Consider the following 24,228-nt stretch of genomic DNA (forward strand, 5'->3'; position numbering starts at 1 on the left):
TTGGTATGGAGTAATTATACTAGCTACACGGAGGAAGGAGAAATCAAAAGACAAATGATACCCATAAAATGATCATACACCGCCAAAGGGCTCTCAATAGGGTGTTTTTCCTTTGGTGACCTTGTAAAAAAACTCTGTGAGTTAAGATTCAAAACCATTAAATTTTGCTGCATTCTATGTGCTGATTCAAAGCCACAAATAGAAAAGCAGCAAGCTTGTAGTGATGAAATTCGTTCCCGTGCTATACAGTAAAATAGCCCTACAAGATAGAGTAGATGTGCTGCATAAATAAAAAGCCAATTGGAGTGCTCCAATTGGCTTTCGAATCAGATTTAGAGAAAATCGGATCTTATCTCTTGATTATTTTATGTGTCTGACTTTTCGATTCGCTAAGGATATTGAGTAAGTAAATACCTTCGCTTAATTCGGAAAGATCCAATTTGATAAGCTTGGAGTCGTTCGAGTGAGATGAAATGACCACACGCCCGTTCATATCTACAATAGTGATATTAGCCGATTGTAAGAGGTTGATTTCCACGAAATCATTGGTTGGATTAGGGGAAATTCTAATCTGCTTTTTAGCGTTTAACACATCAGCATTTTCAACTTTGAAATCTATGCAGTCAGAAATAAATGAACAATTATCTAGTATTGTTCTGACCGCATAGCTTCCAGAAACAAGTGGAACGAAGGTGGCGCTTATTTCCCCCTCTATTTCTTGATCAGACGCACAATCAATCCATTGATAAGTGTCTGCAAGTGTTTCTGTGGAGATTTGATTATCAGTTTGAGTTGTTTCAGGCGTAGCGTTTATTATTACAACCTCGGTGATACTCGTACTATCACAACCATTCGCTGCACCTCCTGCAAAAACATCAGTAACTGTCTGCGACTCGTAGTAAGTTGTTCCATTTATAGAAATACTCCCACAAGCAATAACGGGGTCCTGGGTGCTTACCACCGGTTCTAACACAATGATTTCTGTAATGCTCGTACTATCACAACCATTGCTTGCTTGTCCAGCAAACACCTCTTCCACTGTTTGTGAGCTATTATAAGTAACTCCTTTGTACGTTACACTTTCACAACCTGAGATGGCAGGTTGCTTTGCAATAACTGGCGCTAATATGGTCAGCTCTGTGATGCTGGTGCTATCACAACCATTCGCTGCACCACCAGGGAAAAGATCGGTAACTGTCTGCGACTCATAGTAAGTAGTTCCATTGATAGAAGCACTCCCACAAGCAGTAACGGGGTCCTGGGTGCTTACCACCGGTTCTAACACAATGATTTCTGTAATGCTCGTACTATCACAGCCATTGCTTGCTTGTCCGGCAAACACCTCTTCCACAGTTTGTGAGCTATTATAGGTAAGTCCTTTGTATGTTACACTTTCACAACCTGTGATGGCAGGTTGTGTAGCAACAACTGGCGCTAATATGGTTAACTCTGTAATGCTAGTGCTATCACAACCATTCTCTGCACCACCCGGAAAAAGATCGGTAACTGTCTGCGACTCATAGTAAGTAGTTCCATTAATAGAAACACTCCCACAAGCAGTAACGGGGTTCTGGGTGGTTACCACCGGTTCTAACACAATGATTTCTGTAATGCTCGTACTATCACAGCCATTGCTTGCTTGTCCGGCAAACACCTCTTCCACAGTTTGTGAGCTATTATAAGTAACTCCTTTGTATGTTACACTTTCACAACCTGTGATGGCAGGTTGTGTGGCAACAACTGGCGATAATATGGTTAACTCTGTGATGCTGGTGCTATCACAACCATTCGCTGCTCCACCCGGAAATAGATCGGTAATAGTCTGGGATTCATTATAAGTTGTTCCATTGATAGAGACGCTACCACACGATGTGATTGGGTCTTGCGTAGCTATCACCGCTTCGTTTACTGTGAGGTTTACTGTAACCAATGAATCACAACCAGTCTGAGAAGTATATATTTTCTCATAAACACCTGTCGTAGAAAGGGATTGCCCATCAAAATCAAACGATTCTCCATGACAAAGCACTTGCTCTATGGTCTGCTGTGGCTCTGGCAATAGTGTAAATGTAAGATTCACCGTACTGTCACAGCCGTATGAAGAACTCAAGGTTTGCGTGTAGTTACCAGATTCTGATAGAGCCAGCGACCCAAAAGCATATGGTACATCACTAGCACACCGGGTAACTTCGATGGTTTCATCATAGATTATCCCTTTTTGAATACTGAGCACCACAACGGAATCACATCCCGTACTACTCACAAAATACTCATAGTAGTTTCCAGCTTCTGCAATAACTTGACCCCCAAAATCAAAGGTTTCTTCTCCGCATAGCGTTTGGCTCACTTCTGTAAAATCATATGATTGATAATTAGCCTCGGTAATTTCAAATTCAGGAATAACCGTACCTTCACATTGATCGTAGTGATCATCCACGCCATCCAAATCATGCCAGGCATTTGGGTCATTCACAGCTACATCCTCGCGATTAATTACTCCATCTTCGTCATCATCGTAATAGGTTTCAGATCCATAGTCCAATATCCATTCCTTGCCTGCATTGTCCCATCGGTATACATAGTGCCTAAGCTTTGTACCATTGCTATCAAATAATTTCTCCCATTTTTCCTGCCCGATAAAACTCTCAGTACCCGAGTGATAATAGTACTTTTCATATTCCGTCTGGTTTCCATAGCTGTCATAGTTAAATTTGTATTTATTCCCACTCTGAAGCGCCCAGACATCAGTACTCCAGGTATAATTCAAAATGAGGGTATCCTTATAAAACCGATCATAGGCCTTTACATTTCTTTGGATAGGGTCAAACTGTTTTGTAGACAGGTCTAAGGTGGAGTAAATCCGCTCGGTGTACAATGACGTATCTTCCAAATAAGTATAGTCGTACTTCCTTATTTGTGTGGTATCCCACTTCATTTCAGATTCATTCCAGACTTCTGCTTTGTAGCGAATTTGAACATTATATTCATTAAACTCCTGACTGGATCTTGTTCCTGTATTGGCCCAGTCCCCAATAATATCGTCCCAGACATAATTGATAGTTTCAGTGTTGTTTCCTAACTCATCATATAGATTCACGACTTTTGATAGACCAGAAAGTTCTTCACCTATAGAAGCACGTGAATAAATTTCTTGTAAAGTATGTCTGATTCCATCATAGTACTCGTAGTTCTCTGTTTTATTCACATACCAGCTTTCCGTACCCGTATCCCAACCGTAACTTGTTTTGGTAAGTACTTTGCCTTCGGAGTTATAGGTGGCTTCATACTTTTGACTACCTACAAAATCCTGTATGGAACTGTTGTAGGTATAGTATTCAAACGATGTATTCAGCTTTTGCTCATTGGTGGTAAGGGACCTTTGATACCCATCACTACCACTCCAACTGTCTGTGGAGCTATCCCATGTATAGTTCAACTCAAGGGTTTGAAAGTCACCATCAAAAACCTTCTCCCATTTTTCACTACCGTATAATTTACCCAATCCTGAATGATAAAAATAGGTTTCGTGAAGAATCAGATTACCAGACTCGTCATATGCTGATTTTGTTCTGTTTTTCACATACCAGTCACTAGCATCAGTATCCCAGGAATACCTCTCATACAGTAATTGTTGACTTACCGAATCGTATTGATATACTTTCTTATCAAACGGAATATAAGCGTCACTACTTGAGTTAAAAGTTTGTCTTTCATAGAGCGTCATGTTGTCATTCGCATCATAAGCATAAGTGAATTTATTGCCGCTTTGCTGATCATATGCGCTCCCATTCCATGTGTAGCGCTCATTTAGGGTTTCATTGCTCCATTCGTCATAGTCGTAAACATACTTTTCAAGTGGACTCCACTCCATGTCCACTTCGTTCCATTCAAACTTTTCTTTGACGACAAGGCTATCTACATCATTATAAGTGTTTACTGTTCGCTGACTATTGGCAGCTACCCAGGTGCTGTGGGTATCATCCCAGGAATAGGTTATGTAATCAGTAAGGTTTCCTGAAGCATCATATTCCCTAGTCCATTTACTCACTCCCACCCAAATAAGCTCGTCACTATTCCAGTTGTAGCTTTCGTTTAGGGTTTGTTTACCTTCAGAAGTAGCTGAAGTTGTCTTAGCGTCATTGAGCCACTCTACTCCTGTCCATCTGGTGATTACCGTAGTAAGTGTATCTGCACTTCTAGTATAGGTAGTCTGTATTGAGTCCCTCCAGTTTTCATTATTCTCATCACCATAGGCTACCAATCGAAGGATAAGGTCACTCATGGTATTGTCACTGTAAGTGGAAGTGGTTTTCGTATTGGTATAGTTCGTATAATCACTGCCACACCTAAATACATCCGTACAATCAAAGTCATCCACCCTGGAGTAAACCTCTACAATGGTACCCTCAGAATAATTCGTCGTGGTATATCTGTTTAACCGATCTGTCTCCCGAGTATAGCTACCCCTATCATAGTCATAGTCGCTTTGCCATTTATATAGCACATTTCCCTCTACATTTTCATATCGAGAAGTTCTACGATCGTAACCACTTCCACTACTAGTATAGTGATAAGTACGAAACATGTCCATGTCAAAAAATTCAGAATAGCTGACATTTTGCTGCTCACGAGATGATTGATTTCCTGAATCATCATAGGTGTAATAATATCTGTAGGACAAATCGTAGCTCTTGGAATCGTCATCAAATAAATAAACTAACTCCTGTTCGAGTTGGTCCATATCATTAAAGACATACTCATAACGATAGCGTGTAGAGTCGCTTGAGTTGAAAGTGAAAAGACTATCAGGCTTTTGTGCAATGCCGAAGTGAAAAGTGAAAAATAACACAGCAAGGCATGTAATTCTTGTGTTGAGGATCATAAAAATGGAGTAAGTACTCAGAACGGTAATTCCTGCAATAATTAATCATAAAAAATGGAAAAATGCACTTTGTCCCATGGTGCTTTGTAAGCGCCTGTTATTTTTTTGTAAGCAGGCCTAAAACATGTGTACTCCCATTGGGTAGAAAAGACATTGCAGGATGTTTGATTAGGCATTGCAATATGATGGGAGCAGGAACCTGAAATGGAGCCTTTTCCAGTTTTAGTATTTTCGGGAAGTTCTATTGCATAAAAAGGTCATCATGTTGATTTGATGACCTTTTCAAGTGTTGGTTCTTTTCTCAAATTTCCCCTACGCGTTCGAGGAGCTTTATGGTAGCAAGGATACCTTCTGCTTCAGACAGCTCATCGCCTTCATATTCGACACCCACATGGCCGGTAAAACCTGCAGCCTTCACGATAGCCATCATTTTTTCATAATCCGTATGTATTTCAGCCCCGTTGGCATCAAAGCCATGAGACTTTGCACTCACGCCTTTGGCAAATGGCATGAGCTCCTTCACGCCCTGGTAGCGATCATATTCATTGGCACAGCCATCTTCGCCTCGTTCTATACAGAAATTCCCAAAATCAGGCAGCGTGCCGCAGTATTCACTGCCAACCCCTTGAATGACTTCTGATAGCCACTGGCCATTGGAAGAATACCCCCCATGATTTTCTACGATGATATTGATCCCGGTTTTAGCTCCATACTCGGTGAGTCTGCCTAGTCCATCAATAGCCGATGTTTTTACTTCCTCTGCGGTACCATTTCCAGCAGCATTTACTCTTATTGAGTGACAACCCAAAGTTTTGGCGTGATCCACCCATTTGTAGTGGTTTTCTACAGCTTGTACTCTGGCCTTCTCGTCCAAATCCCCAAGGCTACCCTCGGCATCACACATGATGAGCAAGCTACTCACACCCGCATCATCACATCGCTTCCTCATTTCCTTCCAAAAGTTGGCATCTTTTGCTTTACCGAAATAGAAGGTATTGACATACTCCACGGCATCAATGCCAAATTGGTTCTTGGCAATTGTGGGGAAATTAATGGGGTCCAATTCGCCTTGAAGTAAAGAGTCTGGGTCGGACTGTAGCCGCTCGCCGAATTCTGCCCAGCTAAGCTGGCGACTAGCTCCAAAAAAGGAACGATTCAGTGACCACTGAGCCAAAGAAATACTAAAGAAAAGGCTTCCAGCGGAAGCGGTTGCGTCCTCCTTCGGAGTTTCTGTGGTCTGATTTTTATTGGTGGAGCCAGAGCACGCGCTCATGATTCCCGAACTGCCCAATACAGCCAGACCGGCACCCGTCATACCGATGTGTTTTAGTGTTTTGCGTCGATTGTGATTCATAGTGTGTATTTAGATCTAAAAAAATGTGAAGGCGTGGCCTCCAGCAGAAATATACAACTCTTCAAGCTATCTATGAACAATAATGAACAAATGACACCCACAAATGGGAAAGTTGACACCCTTTAAAGTTTCTCAGCGTTTTTTACAAAATCCAGAAGCTGCTCTACGTCGAGCTTTTTAGCAATAATTTTCTTCTGACCATCGAGCAAGTAGATTTTTGGTGTACTGCGCACATCGTAGTAAACCCGAAAGTAGCTTTTACCCGTGGGATCTATCGTATGGTGCCACATAGGATTGTGCTCACTTACAAAGTTCTTCCATTTGTCTACATCCGTAGTGGTACATACAGCCACTACCTCCACCCCTTGATTTGCAAATTCAGTGTCAAGTTCTTCAAGTTTCTTAATGGCCTTTTTGCAATGCCCACAATCCGGATCGTAAATAAACAGTAAGGTATATTCGGAAGCCACTTGCCTTAAGGAAAATGGCTGCATCAAAGTATCCACAACATTTAGTGGTGGCGCTTCATTACCTATCACATTGTGCTTGATATAGGCTACTTCTTCGCGAAGGGTCTTTTCGTATTCTTCGGAGATCCAGTCCACTTGTGGTGTAAGGTAATAGTGTTCTATCAGGTGGATCATCACCTTATCAAGTCCCATTATTTTAGCTTCGGCGTATTTCTTAAATAATGTGACCAACCAATACCGAAACAATTCCGGTTCATTATTCACTTGATTAAACAAAAAATCAACGCCTTGAATAAGGGTATCCGGATGTTGCACAAGTACATCGTTGAAGTATTTCATGACTTTATTGTGCAGCAGAGGAGTTCTCAGAAGAGCTGGATCACTTAGATCCACATTATCAAAATAATGCTCTTTGTAATAGTTATAGCGTCTTTTTTGACGCTCCTTTTCATCACTAATTTCATCCATTTTAGGTACTGCTACTTCATCCATCAATCCAACAAAACTGGCAAGAAAGGTCTCTGGATTATCGGAAATTAGCCCTTGACGAAACTCCTCCTGATCTGTCGCCAACTGCTGGAGGCTACGCCTGATTTGCAAGGAATCTTCTCCTGAGGCTTCCTGTAGCTTTTCTGACAAGGATCGCTGCTCACTTTGAAGCCCAATCATTGTTTTCTGAAACTGCTGAAACAACGAATTTTCTTTTGAATTCTGAACTTCCATTTCCCTTGTCCCTCCTGCTCTAGAAGTACTCAACCGGTAGTCACCTAAGTGAAGTATAAACTCCAAATAATAGTCGGGCCTGTAAACGAAGTACAAACCCTTTTTTACCTTTTCTACTTCAAGCACAAATGCATCATCTTTTACAGCCAAAGTATCCATTAAGTATTTCTGACTACCAAAATGATATCCGACATATACGGTATCCGCATTTAAACCTTGTATTTCGAAGGCCACATTCGCTGGTTGAGACCAGGCTTTAGTTGCTGTCAAAATCAGGATAAAAAGGACGTATTTTTTCATATCACACAACTCATTAAACAGATTCCTCAAATATAGATCATTCATAAAATGTGGGCTATCTCGGAGATAGGCCATGTTTTAACATTACAAATTGCAACCTATCACACACCAAATAACAAATATTACAGTAAAATTTCATTTCATTAAAAAATTAACATTTTATATTGGCTATTTTTTGTGAATTTTGAAATCATTCAATCAAACCAGTAAACCATTGGCAATTTTGAAATATTGTTCGGTAAGGAAGCTGTTTTAAGAACTTTTATTTCTCTTAGCGCCTCTCTTTCAGTATTTTTGAGGTTGGTTTAACAACTAAATGAAATTATTAATGTCGAATAAAGGACTGTATACCAAAGAGTTAGAGCACGATTCTTGTGGCGTTGGATGTGTAGCAGACATCAACAATAAAGAATCCCACAAAAACGTAAAGGATGCCCTAACCATGCTGAAAAACATGGAGCACCGGGGTGGCACAGGCAGTGACGAAAATACAGGTGATGGAGCTGGAATCTTGGTCCAGATTCCTCATCAGTTTTTTAAGGCTGAGTTGGAAAACTTCGCCATCACACTTCCTGAAAAAGGAGCCTATGGTGTGGGTATGTTATTTTTCCCTAAGAACTATCAGCTCAGGGAAGAATGTAGACGCATCCTAAATAAATGTATTAAAGACCTTGACCTGGGACTGATAGGCTACCGATTGGTGCCTGTAAACGAACAAGTACCTGGTCATGAATCCAAAGCTGCTGAACCTTACATCGAACAGCTTTTCGTAGAACCCAAAGAGGGACTCACTGAAGAGGAGCTGGAGCGTAAGCTGTTTGTGCTGAGCAACTACGCCACGCATGAAATCAAAAGTAACGTAGAAGGTGAAAATGGTGATTTTTATGTTTGTAGCCTCTCTTCTCGTACAGTCATTTATAAAGGTCAGCTAAAAACTGATCAACTCGAAGAGTATTACCACGATTTGCAAAACAAGAATTTCAAATCTGTCTTTGCGATTGTTCACTCTAGGTTTTCGACCAACACATTTCCAAACTGGAAGCTTGCCCAACCCTTCCGCTACCTCGCTCACAATGGTGAAATCAACACCATTCGAGGTAACGTAAACAAAATGAAATCTAAAGAGGCAAATATGAACTCGCCTCTTTTCTCTGAGAAGGAATTGAAATGGCTGCTACCCGTTACGAATCCTAAAAACTCAGATTCGGCAAACCTGGATGCATTGATCGAACTCCTCGTGCTCGGAGGAAGATCACTACCTCACGTCATGATGATGCTCGTGCCTGAGGCTTGGCAAGACAACTCCTTCATGGATCCATTGAAAAAGGCATTCTACAAATACCATGCATCACTTATGGAGCCGTGGGATGGCCCTGCAGCCCTCTTCTTTACTAATGGTAAACAACTAGGTGCTACCCTTGACAGAAATGGTCTCCGTCCTGTTCGATATACAGTCACTAAAGACAATAGGCTGATAATGGCGTCTGAAACAGGTGCCATCCAGATCAAGCCAGAAAATGTAGTGGAAAATGGCAGACTACAGCCAGGCAAAATGCTTTGGCTGGACCTGCCCAATAACAAGCTCGTTAAAGATGATGAAATCAAAAAGAGCATTGTTGAAAACAAACCTTACTTTGACTGGATCAAAAAAGAGCGTATCAAGCTTCGATTGCTTCCAGACCCTGAAGTGAAGGAAGAAAAAACAGAAAAGTCTCTGCTCAAAAGGCAACTCAAAGCCTACGGGTATACACAAGAAGACCTTAAAGAAACTATAGTACCTATGGCTGCTCAGGCCAAGGATCCTGTAGGTTCTATGGGAGCTGATGCGCCTCTTGCTGTACTTTCTCGTCAGAGCCAGCATATTTCCAATTACTTCAAGCAATACTTTGCTCAGGTAAGTAACCCTCCTATCGACCCGATTCGTGAGCGATTGGTGATGTCACTATTCACTCGTGTAGGTAAGTCGCTAAACATATTGGATGAAACGCCTGAGCACACCCGTCAGATTCATATCTCTCAGCCTGTGCTTTCACGTGAGGATTTTTATAAGCTCACCAACCAAAAAGCTATCGGGTTTGACTATGCTATTTTGGACGCTACGTACGATCCAAGTGAGGTGAACCTAAAAACAGCATTGGATAAGGTATGTGCAGATGCTGAAAAAGCTGTAGGAGAAGGCAAAACGATCCTTATCATCTCTAATAGAAATATTGGTGATAAACGCGTACCACTACCTACACTCTTGAGTGTGGGTGGAGTACACCAACATCTCGTAGCTAAAAACTTGCGAACAGAAGCAGGGCTAATAGCCGAAGCTGGTGATGTGTGGGAAACGCACCATTTTGCGACAGTAGTGGGATACGGTGCTAGTGCAATATATCCTTTTAAAGTTTACGAAGTTCTTGAAGATCAATATGAAGAAGGTAAACTGGATAACGATAAGCCTGTAACCGAATACTTCGAAAGATATACCACAGGAGTAGGCGGAGGATTATTGAAAATCCTCTCTAAAATGGGAATATCCACCCTTCAGTCTTATCAGTCCGCTCAGATTTTTGAGTGTGTGGGGCTTGGGTCTGAAATAGTCAACAAGTGTTTTAAAGGCACAGTTAGTCGATTAGATGGACTCACCTTCGACGATCTGGAAAAAGAATGTCTAATCAAGCACCACGCAGGGTTTGGTACGGACAACAACCTACTAGAAGTCGGTGGGTATTTTCAATGGAAGCGCAATGGTGAAGCTCACCTGCTCAATCCGGAAACCATCCACTTGTTGCAGAAGTCTACTTCCCTGGGAGATTACAAACTCTTTAAGCAGTACTCCAAAGCAGTGCAGGAGCACGAGGCGAAAAACCTTACGATTCGTAGCCTCTTCAACTTTAAAAAACGCACCCCGGTGCCATTAGAGGAAGTAGAGCCTGCTAGCAATATCATGAAACGCTTCGCTACAGGTGCCATGTCGTTTGGGTCCATCTCACACGAAGCTCACTCTACGCTGGCGATCGCTATGAACCGCATAGGTGGAAAGAGTAACAGTGGAGAAGGTGGAGAAGACGAAATCCGTTTCCAACGCAAACCAAATGGCGACTGGGAACGCTCAGCCATCAAACAGGTAGCTTCCGGACGTTTCGGCGTAACGAGCAATTACCTCAAAGAAGCTGAAGAAATACAAATTAAAATTGCTCAGGGAGCCAAGCCAGGTGAAGGTGGTCAGCTTCCAGGTCACAAAGTAGATGAGTGGATAGCAAAAGTACGTCACTCTACTCCAGGTGTAGGACTTATCTCTCCTCCACCTCACCACGACATCTACTCTATCGAAGATCTGAAGCAGTTAATTTATGACTTGAAAAATGCCAACAGACATGCACGTATCAACGTGAAGCTAGTGTCTGAAGCAGGTGTAGGTACGATTGCTTCTGGTGTAGCTAAAGCTAAAGCCGATGTAATTCTGATATCAGGTGCAGACGGAGGTACGGGAGCATCACCACTATCATCTATTCGTCATGCAGGTCTTCCATGGGAAATGGGACTTTCTGAAGCACATCAGACGCTTCTGAAAAACAACCTCAGATCTCGAGTAGTAGTGCAGACAGATGGTAAGCTGATGACTGGAAGAGATGTAGCAGTAGCTACCCTACTAGGTGCTGAGGAATATGGCTTTAGTACTACCGCTCTCATTGTTGAGGGTTGTATCATGATGCGTAAGTGTCACTTGAATACTTGTCCGGTAGGAATTGCTACTCAAAAACCAGAGCTCAGAAAACTCTTTACAGGAAACCCTGATCACGTCGTTAATTTCTTTACGTTCATAGCCGAAGAAATGCGCGAAATCATGGCTGAGTTAGGCTTCCGCACTATCAATGAGATGGTGGGTCATTCAGACGTACTCAAAGTGAAGCCGGACCTGGACCACTGGAAGATGCAAAACATCGACTTCTCTCCTATCCTTCATCAAATGCAGGTACCATCGTCTTTTGGAAAACACCATCAGATCGATCAGAACCATGAATTGGAGAAAGTATTGGACACCAAGCTGGTGCGTGATTACCTCAAAAAAGGAGAAAACGACAAAACGTACAAGATCATCAACATCGACCGATCTGTTGGAGCTATGCTCTCGCATGAAGTTTCGAAGAAGTACGGCAGCAAAGGTGTAGAAGGCACTCCATTCAAAGTAGGCTTCAAAGGTTCTGCTGGTCAAAGCTTTGGCACATTCCTGGCACCAGGAGTTCACTTCTATCTGGAAGGTGAAGCCAATGATTACTGTGGAAAAGGCCTTTCTGGTGGACAGCTTGTAGTGAAAGCTCCAGAAGTGGCTACGTTCAAGCCTGAACAAAACATCATCATTGGAAACGTAGCCTTCTATGGTGCTACCAGTGGAAAGGCTTACATCAATGGACAGGCTGGAGAGCGGTTCTGTGTAAGAAACTCCGGAGTAGAAGCCGTAGTAGAAGGTGTTGGGGATCACGGATGCGAGTATATGACCGGAGGTCGCGTGATTATTCTCGGTGAGACCGGAAACAACTTCGCAGCGGGTATGAGTGGTGGAATTGCCTACATACTTGATACCAATGAATCATTCAAAGACAAGCTCAACATGGAAATGGTCAACCTCGACCCTATGGACGAAGAAGACCTGAGCTATATCAAACAAGAAATAAGCACACATGCTGAGCTTACAGGAAGTAGCCTGGCGGCCAACATCCTGGATGATTGGGATCACATGCAGCAGTACTTTGTGAAAGTGATGCCGAATGATTTGAAAAGAGTTTTAGAAGAAAGAAAAATTAAAGAAAAAGTAGCATAATGGGAGCAGTAGACGGTTTTTTAAAATACGACAGAGAACTTCCCAAGTCAAGGGATCCTAAACAAAGGATTGAAGATTACAAGGAAATCTACGAGCCCTTTGCAGAAGAAAAGACAAATAAGCAAGCAGCACGTTGCATGGATTGTGGCATCCCATTTTGCCACAATGGCTGTCCACTGGGCAACCAAATACCTGACTTCAATGATGCTGTATTCAAGCAGGATTGGGCCAATGCTTACAAAATCCTTTCTTCTACGAATAACTTTCCGGAGTTTACAGGGCGCATCTGCCCTGCTCCGTGTGAAGGCTCATGTGTGCTGGGGATCAATAAGGACCCTGTAGCCATAGAGCACATCGAAAAGTCCATAGCAGAAGAGGCTTGGGAAAGAGGTCTGATCAAGGCCAACCCACCAGAGCACCGCACAGGCAAATCTGTAGCAGTGGTTGGCTCCGGTCCTGCCGGACTGGCAGCTGCAGCTCAGCTCAATCGTGCCGGTCACAACGTCACTGTTTATGAAAGAGCAGACAGAATCGGTGGATTGCTGCGATTTGGAATTCCAGATTTCAAACTAGAGAAGTGGACAATAGACCGCAGACTCAAAGTAATGGAAGAAGAAGGCATCACCTTTAAAACCAATTGCAATATTGGTGTAGATATTCCCGTGAAAGACCTTCAGGATCAGTACGATGCAGTACTTCTTTGTGGAGGATCTACGGTCCCAAGAGATCTACCATTGCCGGGCAGAGATCTGAAGGGCATTCACTTCGCTATGGATTTCCTAAGTCAGCAAAACAAACGTGTTGGTGAAAATCCTAACGTTTTGGTGAACCATAAAGGAGACAAACTTGAAGCAGAGGTTTTTGCTACTGACAAAAATGTTGTTGTAATAGGTGGCGGTGATACCGGATCTGACTGTGTGGGTACTTCCAACCGTCATAGTGCCAAGTCGATCACGCAGATTGAACTGCTTTCAAAACCACCAGAATCTAGAGCTCAAAACAACCCTTGGCCTGAGTGGCCAATGACGCTCAAAACTTCTTCCTCTCATGAAGAAGGGGCGCAGAGAGATTGGGCTGTCCTTACTAAAGAGTTTATCGGGAATGATAAAGGTGAGCTGGTAGGGCTAAAGATTGTTGACATCAAGTGGGGTGACAATGGCATGGAAGAAATCAGAGGTACGGACCGTGTGATTCCATGTGAGCTTGCTCTGATTGCTGCAGGATTTGTGCACCCTCAAAAAGAAGGAATGATCGATCAGCTCGGAGTGGATTTGGATCAGCGCGGCAATGTGAAAGCTGACAATTATGCAACAAGTGAAAAAGGAGTCTTTGCAGCTGGAGATATGCGCAGAGGTCAGTCGCTCGTAGTTTGGGCGATCTCCGAAGGCCGTGAAGCCGCTCGCGCTGTTGATCAGTTTATCATGGGCAGCTCTAAGCTTCCTTCTAAATCAGAATCGTTTTACCAATTAGCGTAATTCACGTATTTCAAAATCCTCGCCAGTACCGTAGCGTGTAATATCCGACATGTGAAAGTGCTCGAGCGTATTGAGATCTTTAAGTTTGAAATCCTGGGGGTACATTACTTCCAGGATTTCGAATTCATACCGCTCCCCGTAATTGAGCAGCCAATATTGTTTTCCTGCTCTTAGATTATTGTAAGCCAATCCTTTCATTCCTATTTGTTCTTTTCTTATTCGTTGGGCGAAATTATCTACACTAAATTTCAATGCAACCCAAAAAAGCATTAAAATTGAGAGTACTTAAACCTAACCCTCGTTTAAAATGAACAATTCGTTACGCGCTTTTGCTTTACTTTTTCCGGTTGCCATATTTTTTTCTTCTTGTGGAGGTAGCTCCTCTAGCGAGAAAGCCAAGGCGGAGGCTGATGAAGTGGCCTTCTCTGAAGCTGAGAAAAAAATCGTTTCGGATATGGATCAGGTGATCCATGATTTACCTTCACCAACTGAGGTCCCGTATTTGCTGCAAGCTACCGGAGCAGATTACAATGCAGAGCTCATCAATTCATTAGAAAAGTTACCCCAGTATCAAACCAACGAAGATGAAGCAGCCCTTAATTTAGGTGTATATGCTACCGATATGGGGTACCTTATCTCCTACAATAAGATAGAAGAAGCCACTAACTACATGGAAAGTTGTCAAAAGCTGGCAGAAAGCCTGGGTGTTGCTTCAGTGTTTAATGTGGCCACTATTGAAAAATTCCAAAATAACCTGAACAATGCCGACAGCCTGAATAAAATCCTGAGTGAGGCGATAATCGAAGCTGAAAGCAAGCTAGAAAATGCAGATCGCGCTACGATGGCAGCATTAGTGCTGACAGGCAGTTTTGTAGAGGGCCTACACCTGGCAGTACGTGTGATAGAAACTTACCCTACAGATGTGCTGGATGAAGAAAACAGAAACCTCATTCTTGAGCCTATGGTAAAAGTGGTATTGGATCAGAAAAAACCTTTATTGGATGTGATCGCTATGCTCAAAGACCTTCCACAAGACGATATCATCGCTAAAATGATAGCCGAGCTCAATATCTTGCGAATTCTCTACGATGGAGACCTGGCGGAGATCGAAGAGAAAATCTCTGAAAACACAGGAAACTTTGTATTGACCCAAGATATGCTACTGGATATTACTAAAGAGGTAAAACGGGTACGCAGAGATATCGTGGAATACAAATAAGCATTTTATACAACCTATCTTAACTATATCAAAAAGCATTGGTTCTCCAATGCTTTTTGTAGTTTTAGACACACCTAATATCGTCGCCAGATCATGAGTGAAGAAATATTAAGAGCTATAGTTGAGCTATTGGCCATAGTGGCCAAAGAGGACGAAGTTACTGCTGATGAGCGTGCTTCCATCCAGAATTTTTTGGAAGACAATTTAACTCAAGACTCCTCCATCAGGTTTCTTTCTCTTTTTGATGAACTTACTGCCAATGCCCATAGCCCTGGAGACGAAGCTGCACATATCTCTGAGATATGCATGAGGATCAATCAGGAGCAAACCTCCCAACAGAAGATCATTATTATCCTGAACCTCATCATTGTGATCAATGCTGATGGTCGTATCTCAGAGCGAGAAAATGAGCTGCTTTACTTGATTTCAGACCATTTAAATATTGACAAGCGTCTCACAGATCTGATCAAAGCTTTTGTCATTTTTCAGGAACGTAGCAAGATAAGCTCCCGCAACCTGATGATTGTAGATGACGGCAATTATCAAATCCCCGAAAAATGCCAACGAATCATTCGGCCGGAGTTCGACGGATTCATACTGATTCTTCGCATTCCCAATGAAGAAGTGTACCTGGCTAAGTATGTGGGCGAGCACAATCCTGTGCTCAATGAAATACCAATGCGTACAAACCGCATCTATAATTTGGCGTCAGGTAGCAGCATTAAATTTGAGTCATCTGATCCTCTTTATCATAGTGAAATTGTTAACAGATTTCGGTCAATAGCCGCCGAACACCACCTAACATTCGTGGCAGATCAGGTTTCATTTAAATTCAAAAATGGAAACATTGGCCTCAGAAACATCAATATTCAGGAAGAAGGTGGCCAGCTTATAGCGCTTATGGGTGGTAGTGGTGCAGGTAAGTCTACCCTACTCAATGTCCTGAATGGCAATGACAAGCCCTCCGAAGGCAGTGTGCGGGTCAATGGAGTAGATATACATGTCAGCCCCAAGAAAATTGACGGTGTGATTGGTTATGTCCCACAAGATGATCTACTAATAGAAGAGCTTACAGTTTTCGACAACCTGTACTATGCCGCTAAGCTGTGCTTTAAAGACTTGTCTGGCGACGAAATAAGTGAGCTTGTCAACAAAACCCTGGAATCACTTGGCCTGTACGAAACGCGTCATTTGAAGGTGGGCTCTCCGCTGGAAAAGACCATATCGGGAGGTCAACGAAAACGATTAAATATTGGTCTCGAACTACTTCGCGAACCTAGTCTATTGTATGTGGATGAGCCCACAAGCGGCCTCTCCTCTCGGGATTCGGAAAACATTATGGACCTGCTCAAAGAACTTTCGCTGAAGGGCAAAATGGTATTTGTTGTGATCCATCAGCCCTCCGAAGACATTTTCAAAATGTTCGATAAACTGATCGTTTTGGATGTTGGGGGCTATCAGGTCTATTATGGAAACCCTATCGAAGGAATCTCTTATTTCAAGCAGATCGTAAAGATGGTGGACCAGTCACGCACAGCAAACCCCGAACAAATTTTTAATATCATTGAATCGAAGGTGATCAATGAGTTTGGAAACTTTACCAAAGAACGAAAAACCTCTCCAGAACAATGGTATGCCCACTTCAAGGAGAAAATTAAGCTTCCGAAAATCAAGGAAACAGACGTAATACCGCACAAGACTTTACATCTGCCGAGCCACCTGAAGCAACTCGGTATTTTTACCATTAGAGACCTAAAAAGCAAACTAAGCAACAAGCAGTACCTACTGATCAATCTGCTAGAAGCTCCTATTCTTGCGCTTCTGCTCGCTTTTATCATTCGGTACATGCCCGAAGACACCACCACTTATCACTTTTCAGAAAACCTGAACATTCCTGTGTTTTTCTTCATGAGTGTGATCGTTTCCCTTTTTATGGGACTCACAGTAAGTGCAGAAGAAATCATTAAGGATCGGAAAATACTCAAAAGAGAAGCGTTTTTGCACTTGAGCAGGTCTAGTTACCTCTATTCCAAGTTGATCATACTGTTTTCGATATCAGCTTTTCAAACAGCTACTTATCTGGCTCTCGGTCACTGGATTCTCGAAATAAAAGGCATGTTTCTTCCTTTTTGGTTAGTGCTTTTTAGTACATCATGTTTTGCCAACTTACTGGGTCTTAACATCTCCGCTGCTTTCAAGTCTGCAGTTACGGTATACATTCTTATTCCACTCCTTGTCATACCTCAACTCATACTTAGTGGCGTAGTGGTAAACTTTGACAAACTAAACCCATCGATTACTACAGAAGACAAAGTACCTATGATAGGTGAAGTCATGGCCTCTCGGTGGGCATTTGAAGCGCTAGCTGTACACCAGTTTAAGTCCAATGCATTCAATGCTATGTTTTATCCTCAAGACAAACAAATGGCTGAGAGTGAGTTTAAAACAGTTTATACCTTCCCTCGCCTGGAGGATGACCTGGAATACATTCATCACAACATTGCAGGTGCTTCAGAAGAAGAACGCGAAATCATTGCCTATAAACTCACCACCCTTCGCAATGAACTAAACAAAGAACTCAGCAAAATTGGGTACGATAAATTTCCTCAGGTTGATCAGCTGACTTTGAGCAACTGGTCAGATGAGCTGTTTGATGACACCAAAGAGTTTTTAGGCAAATTGGTCACCTACTACAACCTCAGGTTTAAAAAAGCCAATTCAACGAAGCAGTCGAAACTCAAAGAACTTACAAGTAGTCCTGAACAAAGACAGGTTTTTAATGAGCTCAAGCAAGACCATCACAATGAAGCCGTAGCGCAACTGGTTAAAAATGTGGCCACTGCTCACCGCATACTGGAGCACAACAATGAATTGGTGCAAAAACTTTATCCTATTTACCATGATCCAGAATTCCCAGACCATGTATTGGACGTAAGAGCACAATTCTATCAGCCGCAAAAACACTTTGCAGGTATGTATATAGACACCCTTTATTTTAATGTCACGGTGATTTGGCTCATGTCCATATTCCTGTTCGTGGCATTGTATTTTGATTGGTTGAAAAAAATCGTAAACTAGTCGCTTAGTTACTCGTGGCTTTCATTTTATCTAAAATCTTAGGTTTACTACTCAATCCTATTCTTTGGATCATTCTACTTTGGCTGCTTTCCTGGTGGGCTAAATCAGCTCTTTGGAAGAAGCTATTTGGCTTGATGGGTATATTTCTCCTGTTTGTGTTTACTAACCCGCTCATCCTACACTTGGTACTCAGGAAAAGTGAATATCCACCAGTGCCAAAAGATCACTTGCCTCTGACCGATGTGACAGTAGTACTGGGAGGCGCCAATAAAACCAATATGGGGATAAGTGATCAAATGCATTTAAATGAAAGTGCAGATCGAGTGACCGAGGCACTAATGCTTTACCATCAGGGAATTACAAAAAGCATCCTGTTATCTGGCGGTTCAGGGGAGCTCATTTACAACGATGAAAAGGAAAGCACGCAGCTTATTGACTTTTTCCTGGCCAGTGGTGTAGCCTCAGCTGCACTTTTAGCAGACACCCTCTCACGCAACACTCATGAGAATGTCGTTCACACAAAGAATATGCTAAAGGCAAGAGGCATCGATAACAGACCCATAATTTTGGTTACATCTGCTACACACATGTACAGAGCAGTAAAATGTTTTCAAAAGCAGGGCTTTGAAGTGATTCCCTATCCTGTAGACTATCAGGCAGGTAAGCTATTGTGGTCTCCAGCTATTGTCGTTCCAAATGTGGAAGGATTGATTATCTGGTATAAGCTTCTGCATGAATGGGTGGGAATAATCGCCTACAAGCTTCTAGGGTACACATAAAAAAATACCCGACCAAGGCCGGGTATTTCAAATGTATATAAGAGGTAAACGAATTATTCTTCGTCTTTCTTCTCTGTTTTTTTGGCTGCTGCTTTCTTAGGCTTTTCTTCCTTTTTAGCTTCTGCTTTAGGAGCTGCTTTTGCCTTTGTTTTCTTTTCTTCTTTTGCAGGAGCTTCAGCCTTTGCTTCTTCAGCTTTTGCCTCCTTCTTAGGAGCTGCTTTTTTGGCAGGCTTTTCGAAGCTTTTCTTGATCTCTTCTACATCTACATTCTTGATGGTAGGTACCGCATTCAATTTCTTGATTGTATTTACGCGGTTCTTAGCTCTTGTCTTATTTCTTCTACCTTTTCTTTCTAATCTTGTAACAGCCATTTTCTGATCATTTCTATTAAACGAGGTGCAAATTTAGAGGATTAGTTAGTTTTGTCCAAAACAAATATATGGCAACTTCAAAACCATCTATACCGAAAGGAACACGCGATTTTGGACCCGTTCAGTCGGCCAAGCGCTCATATATCATTGATACCATCCGTAAGAGTTTCATCAAATATGGATTTAGCCAAATAGAAACGCCGGCAATGGAACAGCTCTCCGTACTCACCGGAAAGTACGGTGACGAAGGTGATCAACTGCTTTTTAAAATCCTGAATTCCGGAGATTATCTTAAAAAAACATCCGAACAGGATTATCAAGCGGGAAGCGGTGCTCTACTACCTAAAATAGCGGAGAAAGGGTTGCGTTACGACCTCACTGTGCCCTTTGCCAGATTCGTGGTGCAAAACCAAAACGACATTACATTTCCTTTTAAACGTTTTCAGATACAGCCTGTATGGCGAGCGGATAGACCGCAAAAAGGCAGATATCGCGAGTTTTATCAATGTGATGCCGATATCGTGGGTTCTGATTCACTTTGGAATGAAGCAGAACTTACGCTGATGCTGCACGAAGTATATGCCAACCTCCAGTACGATGGGTTTGTCTTGAAGATCAATCACCGTGAACTGCTCATGGAAATGGCTCGTTTCATTGGGCTTGCAGGTAAAGAAATGCCCTTTTGTGTGACAATAGATAAACTCGATAAAATAGGCGAAGAAAAAGTAAATGAAGAACTGATAGCTTTAGGAGCAGACGAGACAAAACTTCAAGATGTAGTTGGGTTGTTTCACTCTACTGCATCGGCATCAGACAAGGTGGATGCATTTGAAAAACTCATTGGTAAAAACCGAGGAACTGAAGAAGTTCAACAATATTTTGAGTTTCTGAGTGCTCATTCGAGCACTCCGCTAAAAGTAGAATTAGACCTTAGCCTGGCTCGAGGCCTCTCCTACTACACAGGCATTATCTTCGAAGTAAAAGCTACTGATGTGAAAATTGGCAGTATCACCGGTGGAGGTAGATATGACAACCTCACTGGAGTGTTTGGGCTCAAGGGGATTTCTGGTGTTGGCATCTCATTCGGTCTGGATCGAATTTATGATGTTTTAGAAGAAAAAGGACTTTTCCCTGATCACCTTACCAAATCAGTTGACCTTCTCATAGCGCACCTTGATGAAGATTGTTTCAAACATGGATTGAGCTTACTCCAAAAACTGCGTAGTTCGGGGATTCAGGTTGAGATATATCCCGACCAGGCAAAACTGAAAAAGCAGTTTAACTATGCAGACAAAAAGGCCATTCCTCATGTGCTGGTTATCGGTACGGAAGAAATTGAAAAACAGCAATATGGGGTAAAAAACATGGTGAGTGGTGAGCAAGCATCTTATACCATAGAGCAATTAATCCAGCTACTCAGCTAAAATTATTGCTCGTTTTTTACGTTAGCTAATAATAAACCATACGCTCGTTTGCGGATTATATTAGTCATATTCGTTTGCCTACAACTACATACCACAGTGGCCCAGCACTCAAGTCAGTTGGGCCGCTTTGCTATTGACTTTCCTGAAGGCTGTGCACCCGTTACCATACACATCACCAGTACTGATAGCTTTGGGGATGTTAGTCGTCAGTATTTTTATGAATCAGGACAGGTAGAAACATCCGATACATTTTATACTTACTCTGAGCCCGGGATATATGAAATTGTGCAGGTAATTGGGCGGGATATAGTCCCTAAAACGGACACATTAACTTTTGAAGTGGTGGACAGCACTCCCCCACAATATGAAATTTACCAATGCAGCCAGTCTGCCATTTCTCTGGAGCTTCAAGACGAATTTTATGATGAATACCTCATCGTTTTCAACGATCGTGACTCCCTAACCACTCGACTCCCGAATACCGTGCAGTATGACTTCAGCAGCTCCTCTGGGAAGATTTATATTAAGGGGTTAAGGGATCAATCATTTGCAACATGTGATGATACGAGCATCAGTGTAAATCTAGGCACACAGTCAGAGTTGTCATTCAGCAGAGCACTCATAGCTCCAGGCTGTCTAAATCAATCGCACTTGATATTACAGCCTACGAATTTTCTTCCACTTGCCAAATACTCGATCGCAGTAGCAACCAACTCACTCAATACTCAAAACCTCTATACGGGGTATTTATCAATTGAAATGCAGCTAAAGCTCCCCTCATTCGATAGTGATAGCCTGTGTGTGACCATTGCCCAGCTCAACGCTTGTGACGCCTCCACAGTGATTGAGCAAGAAATATGTCTGTATTCGCCTACATCTTCTGATAGTTTTCAAAACATTTATGCGTCTGTGCAAGACAATCAAATCCTTTTAGCTATCCCTGAGCTCAGCACTTCTAGAAAAGTGGATATAGGAAGAGGCGCCAGTCAAAACGCTTTTAATCACCTCACATCTACTAACGGACCATTTCGCGATAGCCCTCCCTCCTTTTCCAGACAGTATTTTTACAGACTGCATCTACTAGACACCTGTGACAATGCTCTGGATAGCATGGTCATTGCTGCCCCCACACTTCGGTTAGTAGATCGGAGCTATGAAGGAAACAATGTCAGTCTTTCATCTAAAGACCCTATCAATCAGCTGGGTACGGCCAAAAAAGAATTGCTGCTTTACAGTGCAGACAGCTCCCAGTCGGTTGTTATGGATTATCAGGATAATCTGGAGCTTCCTTCAGGCCTCGGTGAAGTGATTCACCTGCGAACCAGATACTGTTACGATTCAATCTGTAGCTACTCCAACGCGGTGACCACAACATTTGAAACCATCGTGTTTGTCCCAAAAGCCTTTTCGCCCGACGGCAATGGCATGAATGACTGGCTTGAGCTCTTTGGCCTGCCTACTCCAGAATTTGAGATCTCCATTTATAACCGCTGGGGTGCTGTCGTTCACACTTCTAACCAAAACCCGGTTTGGAACGGACGAATAGGCAAAGAACTAATGCCATCTGGCACTTATTTGTACGAACTTAGGTTTAAGCTGCAAAGCGGGAAACTTAAAACGCAAGTTGGTACTTTTGCGCTCATTAGAAACTGAAAAAATTGGAAGGCTTATGTTTGATATGATGAAAATGATGGGGAAACTCAAGGAAGTGCAAGAGAACATGAAGAAAGCACAAGAGGGACTCAAAGACATCACCACAACAGCAGAATCTGGTGCCGGCATGGTAAAAGCTACCGTGAACGGACAAAAAGAACTCATTTCACTGGAAATAGATCCATCCATTGTAAGCACTGACGATGCAGAAATGATGCGAGATCTGGTGATCGCAGCGGTTAATAAGGCTCTTACTGATATCGACCAGGAAGCCAAAGCCCATATGAAAAAAGCCACAGAAGGCATGATGCCTAACATTCCTGGTTTTGACTTAAACAATATGGTTTGATGGTTAAAACCGCCGTAGTAATTCTGAATTGGAATGGACAGGATTACCTCAAAAGATTTTTACCAACCTTAATCCTTCATTCTTCGGAGGCAAAGATTATAGTTGCTGATAATGCCAGCACAGATGACTCTTTAGCAGTTTTGGAGAATTTTCCTGAGGTAGAAGTTCTTAAACTTTCAGAAAATTATGGTTATGCTGGGGGGTATAACGAAGCGCTCAATCAGATAGAGGCTGAGTACTTCCTACTTCTCAATAGTGACATAGAAGTTACCAGCAACTGGCTTGTTCCGATGGTGCGTTTTCTGGATGAAAACCCCACTTATGGAGCCGTTCAGCCAAAAATCAACGACATATACAATAAGTCACATTTTGAATATGCCGGCGCGGCTGGAGGGTTTTTGGATTCGCTTGGTTATCCATTCTGTAGGGGGCGCATATTCGATACTTTGGAGCAAGACACAGGTCAATATGACTCGATCTGTGATGTTTTTTGGGCTACAGGGGCATGTTTTATGGTTAGATCGGAGGTGTTTCATGCACTCTCGGGGTTTGATGCTTCTTTCTTTGCTCACATGGAAGAGATTGATTTTTGCTGGCGAATGCGCAGCCAAGGATATCAATTGGCCTGTGTGCCCCAGGCAACTGTGTATCATGTAGGTGGAGGAACGCTCAACAAAACCAGCCCGAGAAAAACTTATTTAAACTTTCGAAACGGGCTCACCTTACTCATCAAAAACTTACCTAAGAACCAGCTTTGGTGGAAATTACCCTTCCGAATAGTGCTGGACCTAATCGCAGGCATAAAATTTTGGAATGACCAATCTTTTGCGCACTTCAAGGCGGTATTCACTGCGCACAAAGATGCGCTTTCAAGGTGGAAAACAAGCATTCAGAATGAAAACAGGTCAACCCCATCTCCCAGGCCAACTAACAGTATTTTGACAGCATACTATCTCCAGGGAAAGAAAAAATACTCAGACCTTAGTAATACCAAATAGAATTATCCCGTCTTCTGAGCATCTTCCGAAAGTTCATCACAAAAGCAAGAGCGAGATAGATGACCACAGGGGATCCAAACGTAAGGAAAGAGGTGTAAATGAAAAATAACCGAATACTCGAGGTAGGGATGCGAAGTTTCTCCCCGAGACGAGTACATACACCGAAAGCATATTTTTCAAAAAACTCCTGCATAAAAACCATCGATTAAGATGTCACCAAAGATAACAAAAGCCAATTACATTTGTTATTCATGCATTACGAAGAATGTTTAAATTTCCGTATTATTGCATTCAACATTTAGGTATTGACCATTATTGTTACTGAAAATTCAAAAAAATGATCCAA

The 24,228-nt window shown here is 42.4% G+C and carries 15 protein-coding genes; 9 read left to right on the forward strand and 6 right to left on the reverse strand.

Annotated features, from left to right (window positions below; translation table 11 throughout):
• Window positions 1–349: 349 nt before the first annotated feature.
• The 3 genes from C7460_RS12565 to C7460_RS12575 all read right to left on the reverse strand — a co-directional run bounded on the left by C7460_RS12565 (window position 350) and on the right by C7460_RS12575 (window position 7,729).
• Window positions 350–4,741: a T9SS type A sorting domain-containing protein gene (locus tag C7460_RS12565; protein WP_221409515.1), complete on the reverse strand. Its 4,392-nt coding sequence runs from the start codon at window positions 4,739–4,741 to the stop codon at window positions 350–352.
• Between the two features lie 442 nt (window positions 4,742–5,183).
• Window positions 5,184–6,236 (reverse strand): sugar phosphate isomerase/epimerase family protein, encoded by a 1,053-nt coding sequence (locus C7460_RS12570; protein WP_115868462.1) that lies wholly within the window; start codon window positions 6,234–6,236, stop codon window positions 5,184–5,186.
• A gap of 122 nt (window positions 6,237–6,358) precedes the next feature.
• Window positions 6,359–7,729, reverse strand: coding sequence for a TlpA family protein disulfide reductase (locus C7460_RS12575; RefSeq protein ID WP_170147997.1), 1,371 nt, complete (start codon window positions 7,727–7,729; stop codon window positions 6,359–6,361).
• Between the two features lie 328 nt (window positions 7,730–8,057).
• Here C7460_RS12575 and gltB point away from each other — a divergent pair, with 328 nt between their 5' ends.
• Both gltB and C7460_RS12585 read left to right on the forward strand, forming a co-directional pair.
• Window positions 8,058–12,536, forward strand: coding sequence for a glutamate synthase large subunit (gene gltB / locus C7460_RS12580; protein WP_115868464.1), 4,479 nt, complete (start codon window positions 8,058–8,060; stop codon window positions 12,534–12,536).
• Window positions 12,536–14,011, forward strand: a complete 1,476-nt coding sequence (locus tag C7460_RS12585) for a glutamate synthase subunit beta (RefSeq protein ID WP_115868465.1) — start codon at window positions 12,536–12,538, stop codon at window positions 14,009–14,011. The genes gltB and C7460_RS12585 overlap by 1 nt, the downstream gene beginning before the upstream one ends.
• Here C7460_RS12585 and C7460_RS12590 read toward each other — a convergent pair.
• The gene (locus C7460_RS12590; protein WP_115868547.1) at window positions 14,003–14,209 is read right to left on the reverse strand and encodes a hypothetical protein; all 207 of its coding nucleotides are present in this window, start codon (window positions 14,207–14,209) and stop codon (window positions 14,003–14,005) included. The genes C7460_RS12585 and C7460_RS12590 overlap by 9 nt on opposite strands.
• Window positions 14,210–14,318: 109 nt before the next feature.
• Between C7460_RS12590 and C7460_RS12595 the strand changes: the two genes are divergently transcribed.
• The 3 genes from C7460_RS12595 to C7460_RS12605 all read left to right on the forward strand — a co-directional run bounded on the left by C7460_RS12595 (window position 14,319) and on the right by C7460_RS12605 (window position 19,087).
• Window positions 14,319–15,230: a hypothetical protein gene (locus C7460_RS12595; RefSeq protein ID WP_115868466.1), complete on the forward strand. Its 912-nt coding sequence runs from the start codon at window positions 14,319–14,321 to the stop codon at window positions 15,228–15,230.
• Window positions 15,231–15,323: 93 nt separating this feature from the next.
• Window positions 15,324–18,308: an ATP-binding cassette domain-containing protein gene (locus C7460_RS12600; RefSeq protein ID WP_115868467.1), complete on the forward strand. Its 2,985-nt coding sequence runs from the start codon at window positions 15,324–15,326 to the stop codon at window positions 18,306–18,308.
• Window positions 18,309–18,520: 212 nt separating this feature from the next.
• Window positions 18,521–19,087 carry a YdcF family protein gene (locus C7460_RS12605; protein ID WP_221409516.1) on the forward strand — a complete coding sequence of 189 codons (567 nt, stop codon included), beginning with the start codon at window positions 18,521–18,523 and terminating at the stop codon, window positions 19,085–19,087.
• Between the two features lie 53 nt (window positions 19,088–19,140).
• Here the strand turns inward: C7460_RS12605 and C7460_RS12610 are convergent, their stop codons facing one another.
• A complete protein-coding gene (locus C7460_RS12610) occupies window positions 19,141–19,458 on the reverse strand; it encodes a hypothetical protein (protein WP_115868469.1) in 318 nt (105 codons plus the stop codon).
• A gap of 68 nt (window positions 19,459–19,526) precedes the next feature.
• Between C7460_RS12610 and hisS the strand changes: the two genes are divergently transcribed.
• The 4 genes from hisS to C7460_RS12630 all read left to right on the forward strand — a co-directional run bounded on the left by hisS (window position 19,527) and on the right by C7460_RS12630 (window position 23,882).
• A complete protein-coding gene (gene hisS, locus C7460_RS12615; RefSeq protein ID WP_115868470.1) occupies window positions 19,527–20,882 on the forward strand; it encodes a histidine--tRNA ligase in 1,356 nt (451 codons plus the stop codon).
• A 96-nt stretch (window positions 20,883–20,978) separates the two neighbouring features.
• Complete coding sequence (locus C7460_RS12620) at window positions 20,979–22,535, forward strand: gliding motility-associated C-terminal domain-containing protein (protein ID WP_115868471.1); 1,557 nt, start codon at window positions 20,979–20,981, stop codon at window positions 22,533–22,535.
• A gap of 16 nt (window positions 22,536–22,551) precedes the next feature.
• Entirely contained in the window at window positions 22,552–22,884 is a 333-nt protein-coding gene (locus C7460_RS12625) for a YbaB/EbfC family nucleoid-associated protein (protein WP_115868472.1), read from the forward strand.
• A complete protein-coding gene (locus tag C7460_RS12630) occupies window positions 22,884–23,882 on the forward strand; it encodes a glycosyltransferase family 2 protein (protein ID WP_115868473.1) in 999 nt (332 codons plus the stop codon). Before C7460_RS12625 ends, C7460_RS12630 begins: the two co-directional genes overlap by 1 nt.
• On the opposite strand, the gene C7460_RS12635 is transcribed toward C7460_RS12630, so the two are convergent.
• Entirely contained in the window at window positions 23,866–24,084 is a 219-nt protein-coding gene (locus C7460_RS12635; protein WP_115868474.1) for a PspC domain-containing protein, read from the reverse strand. The genes C7460_RS12630 and C7460_RS12635 overlap by 17 nt on opposite strands.
• Window positions 24,085–24,228 lie beyond the last annotated feature (144 nt).

Source organism: Marinoscillum furvescens DSM 4134 (assembly GCF_003386095.1).
Taxonomy (GTDB): Bacteria; Bacteroidota; Bacteroidia; order Cytophagales; family Cyclobacteriaceae; genus Marinoscillum; species Marinoscillum furvescens.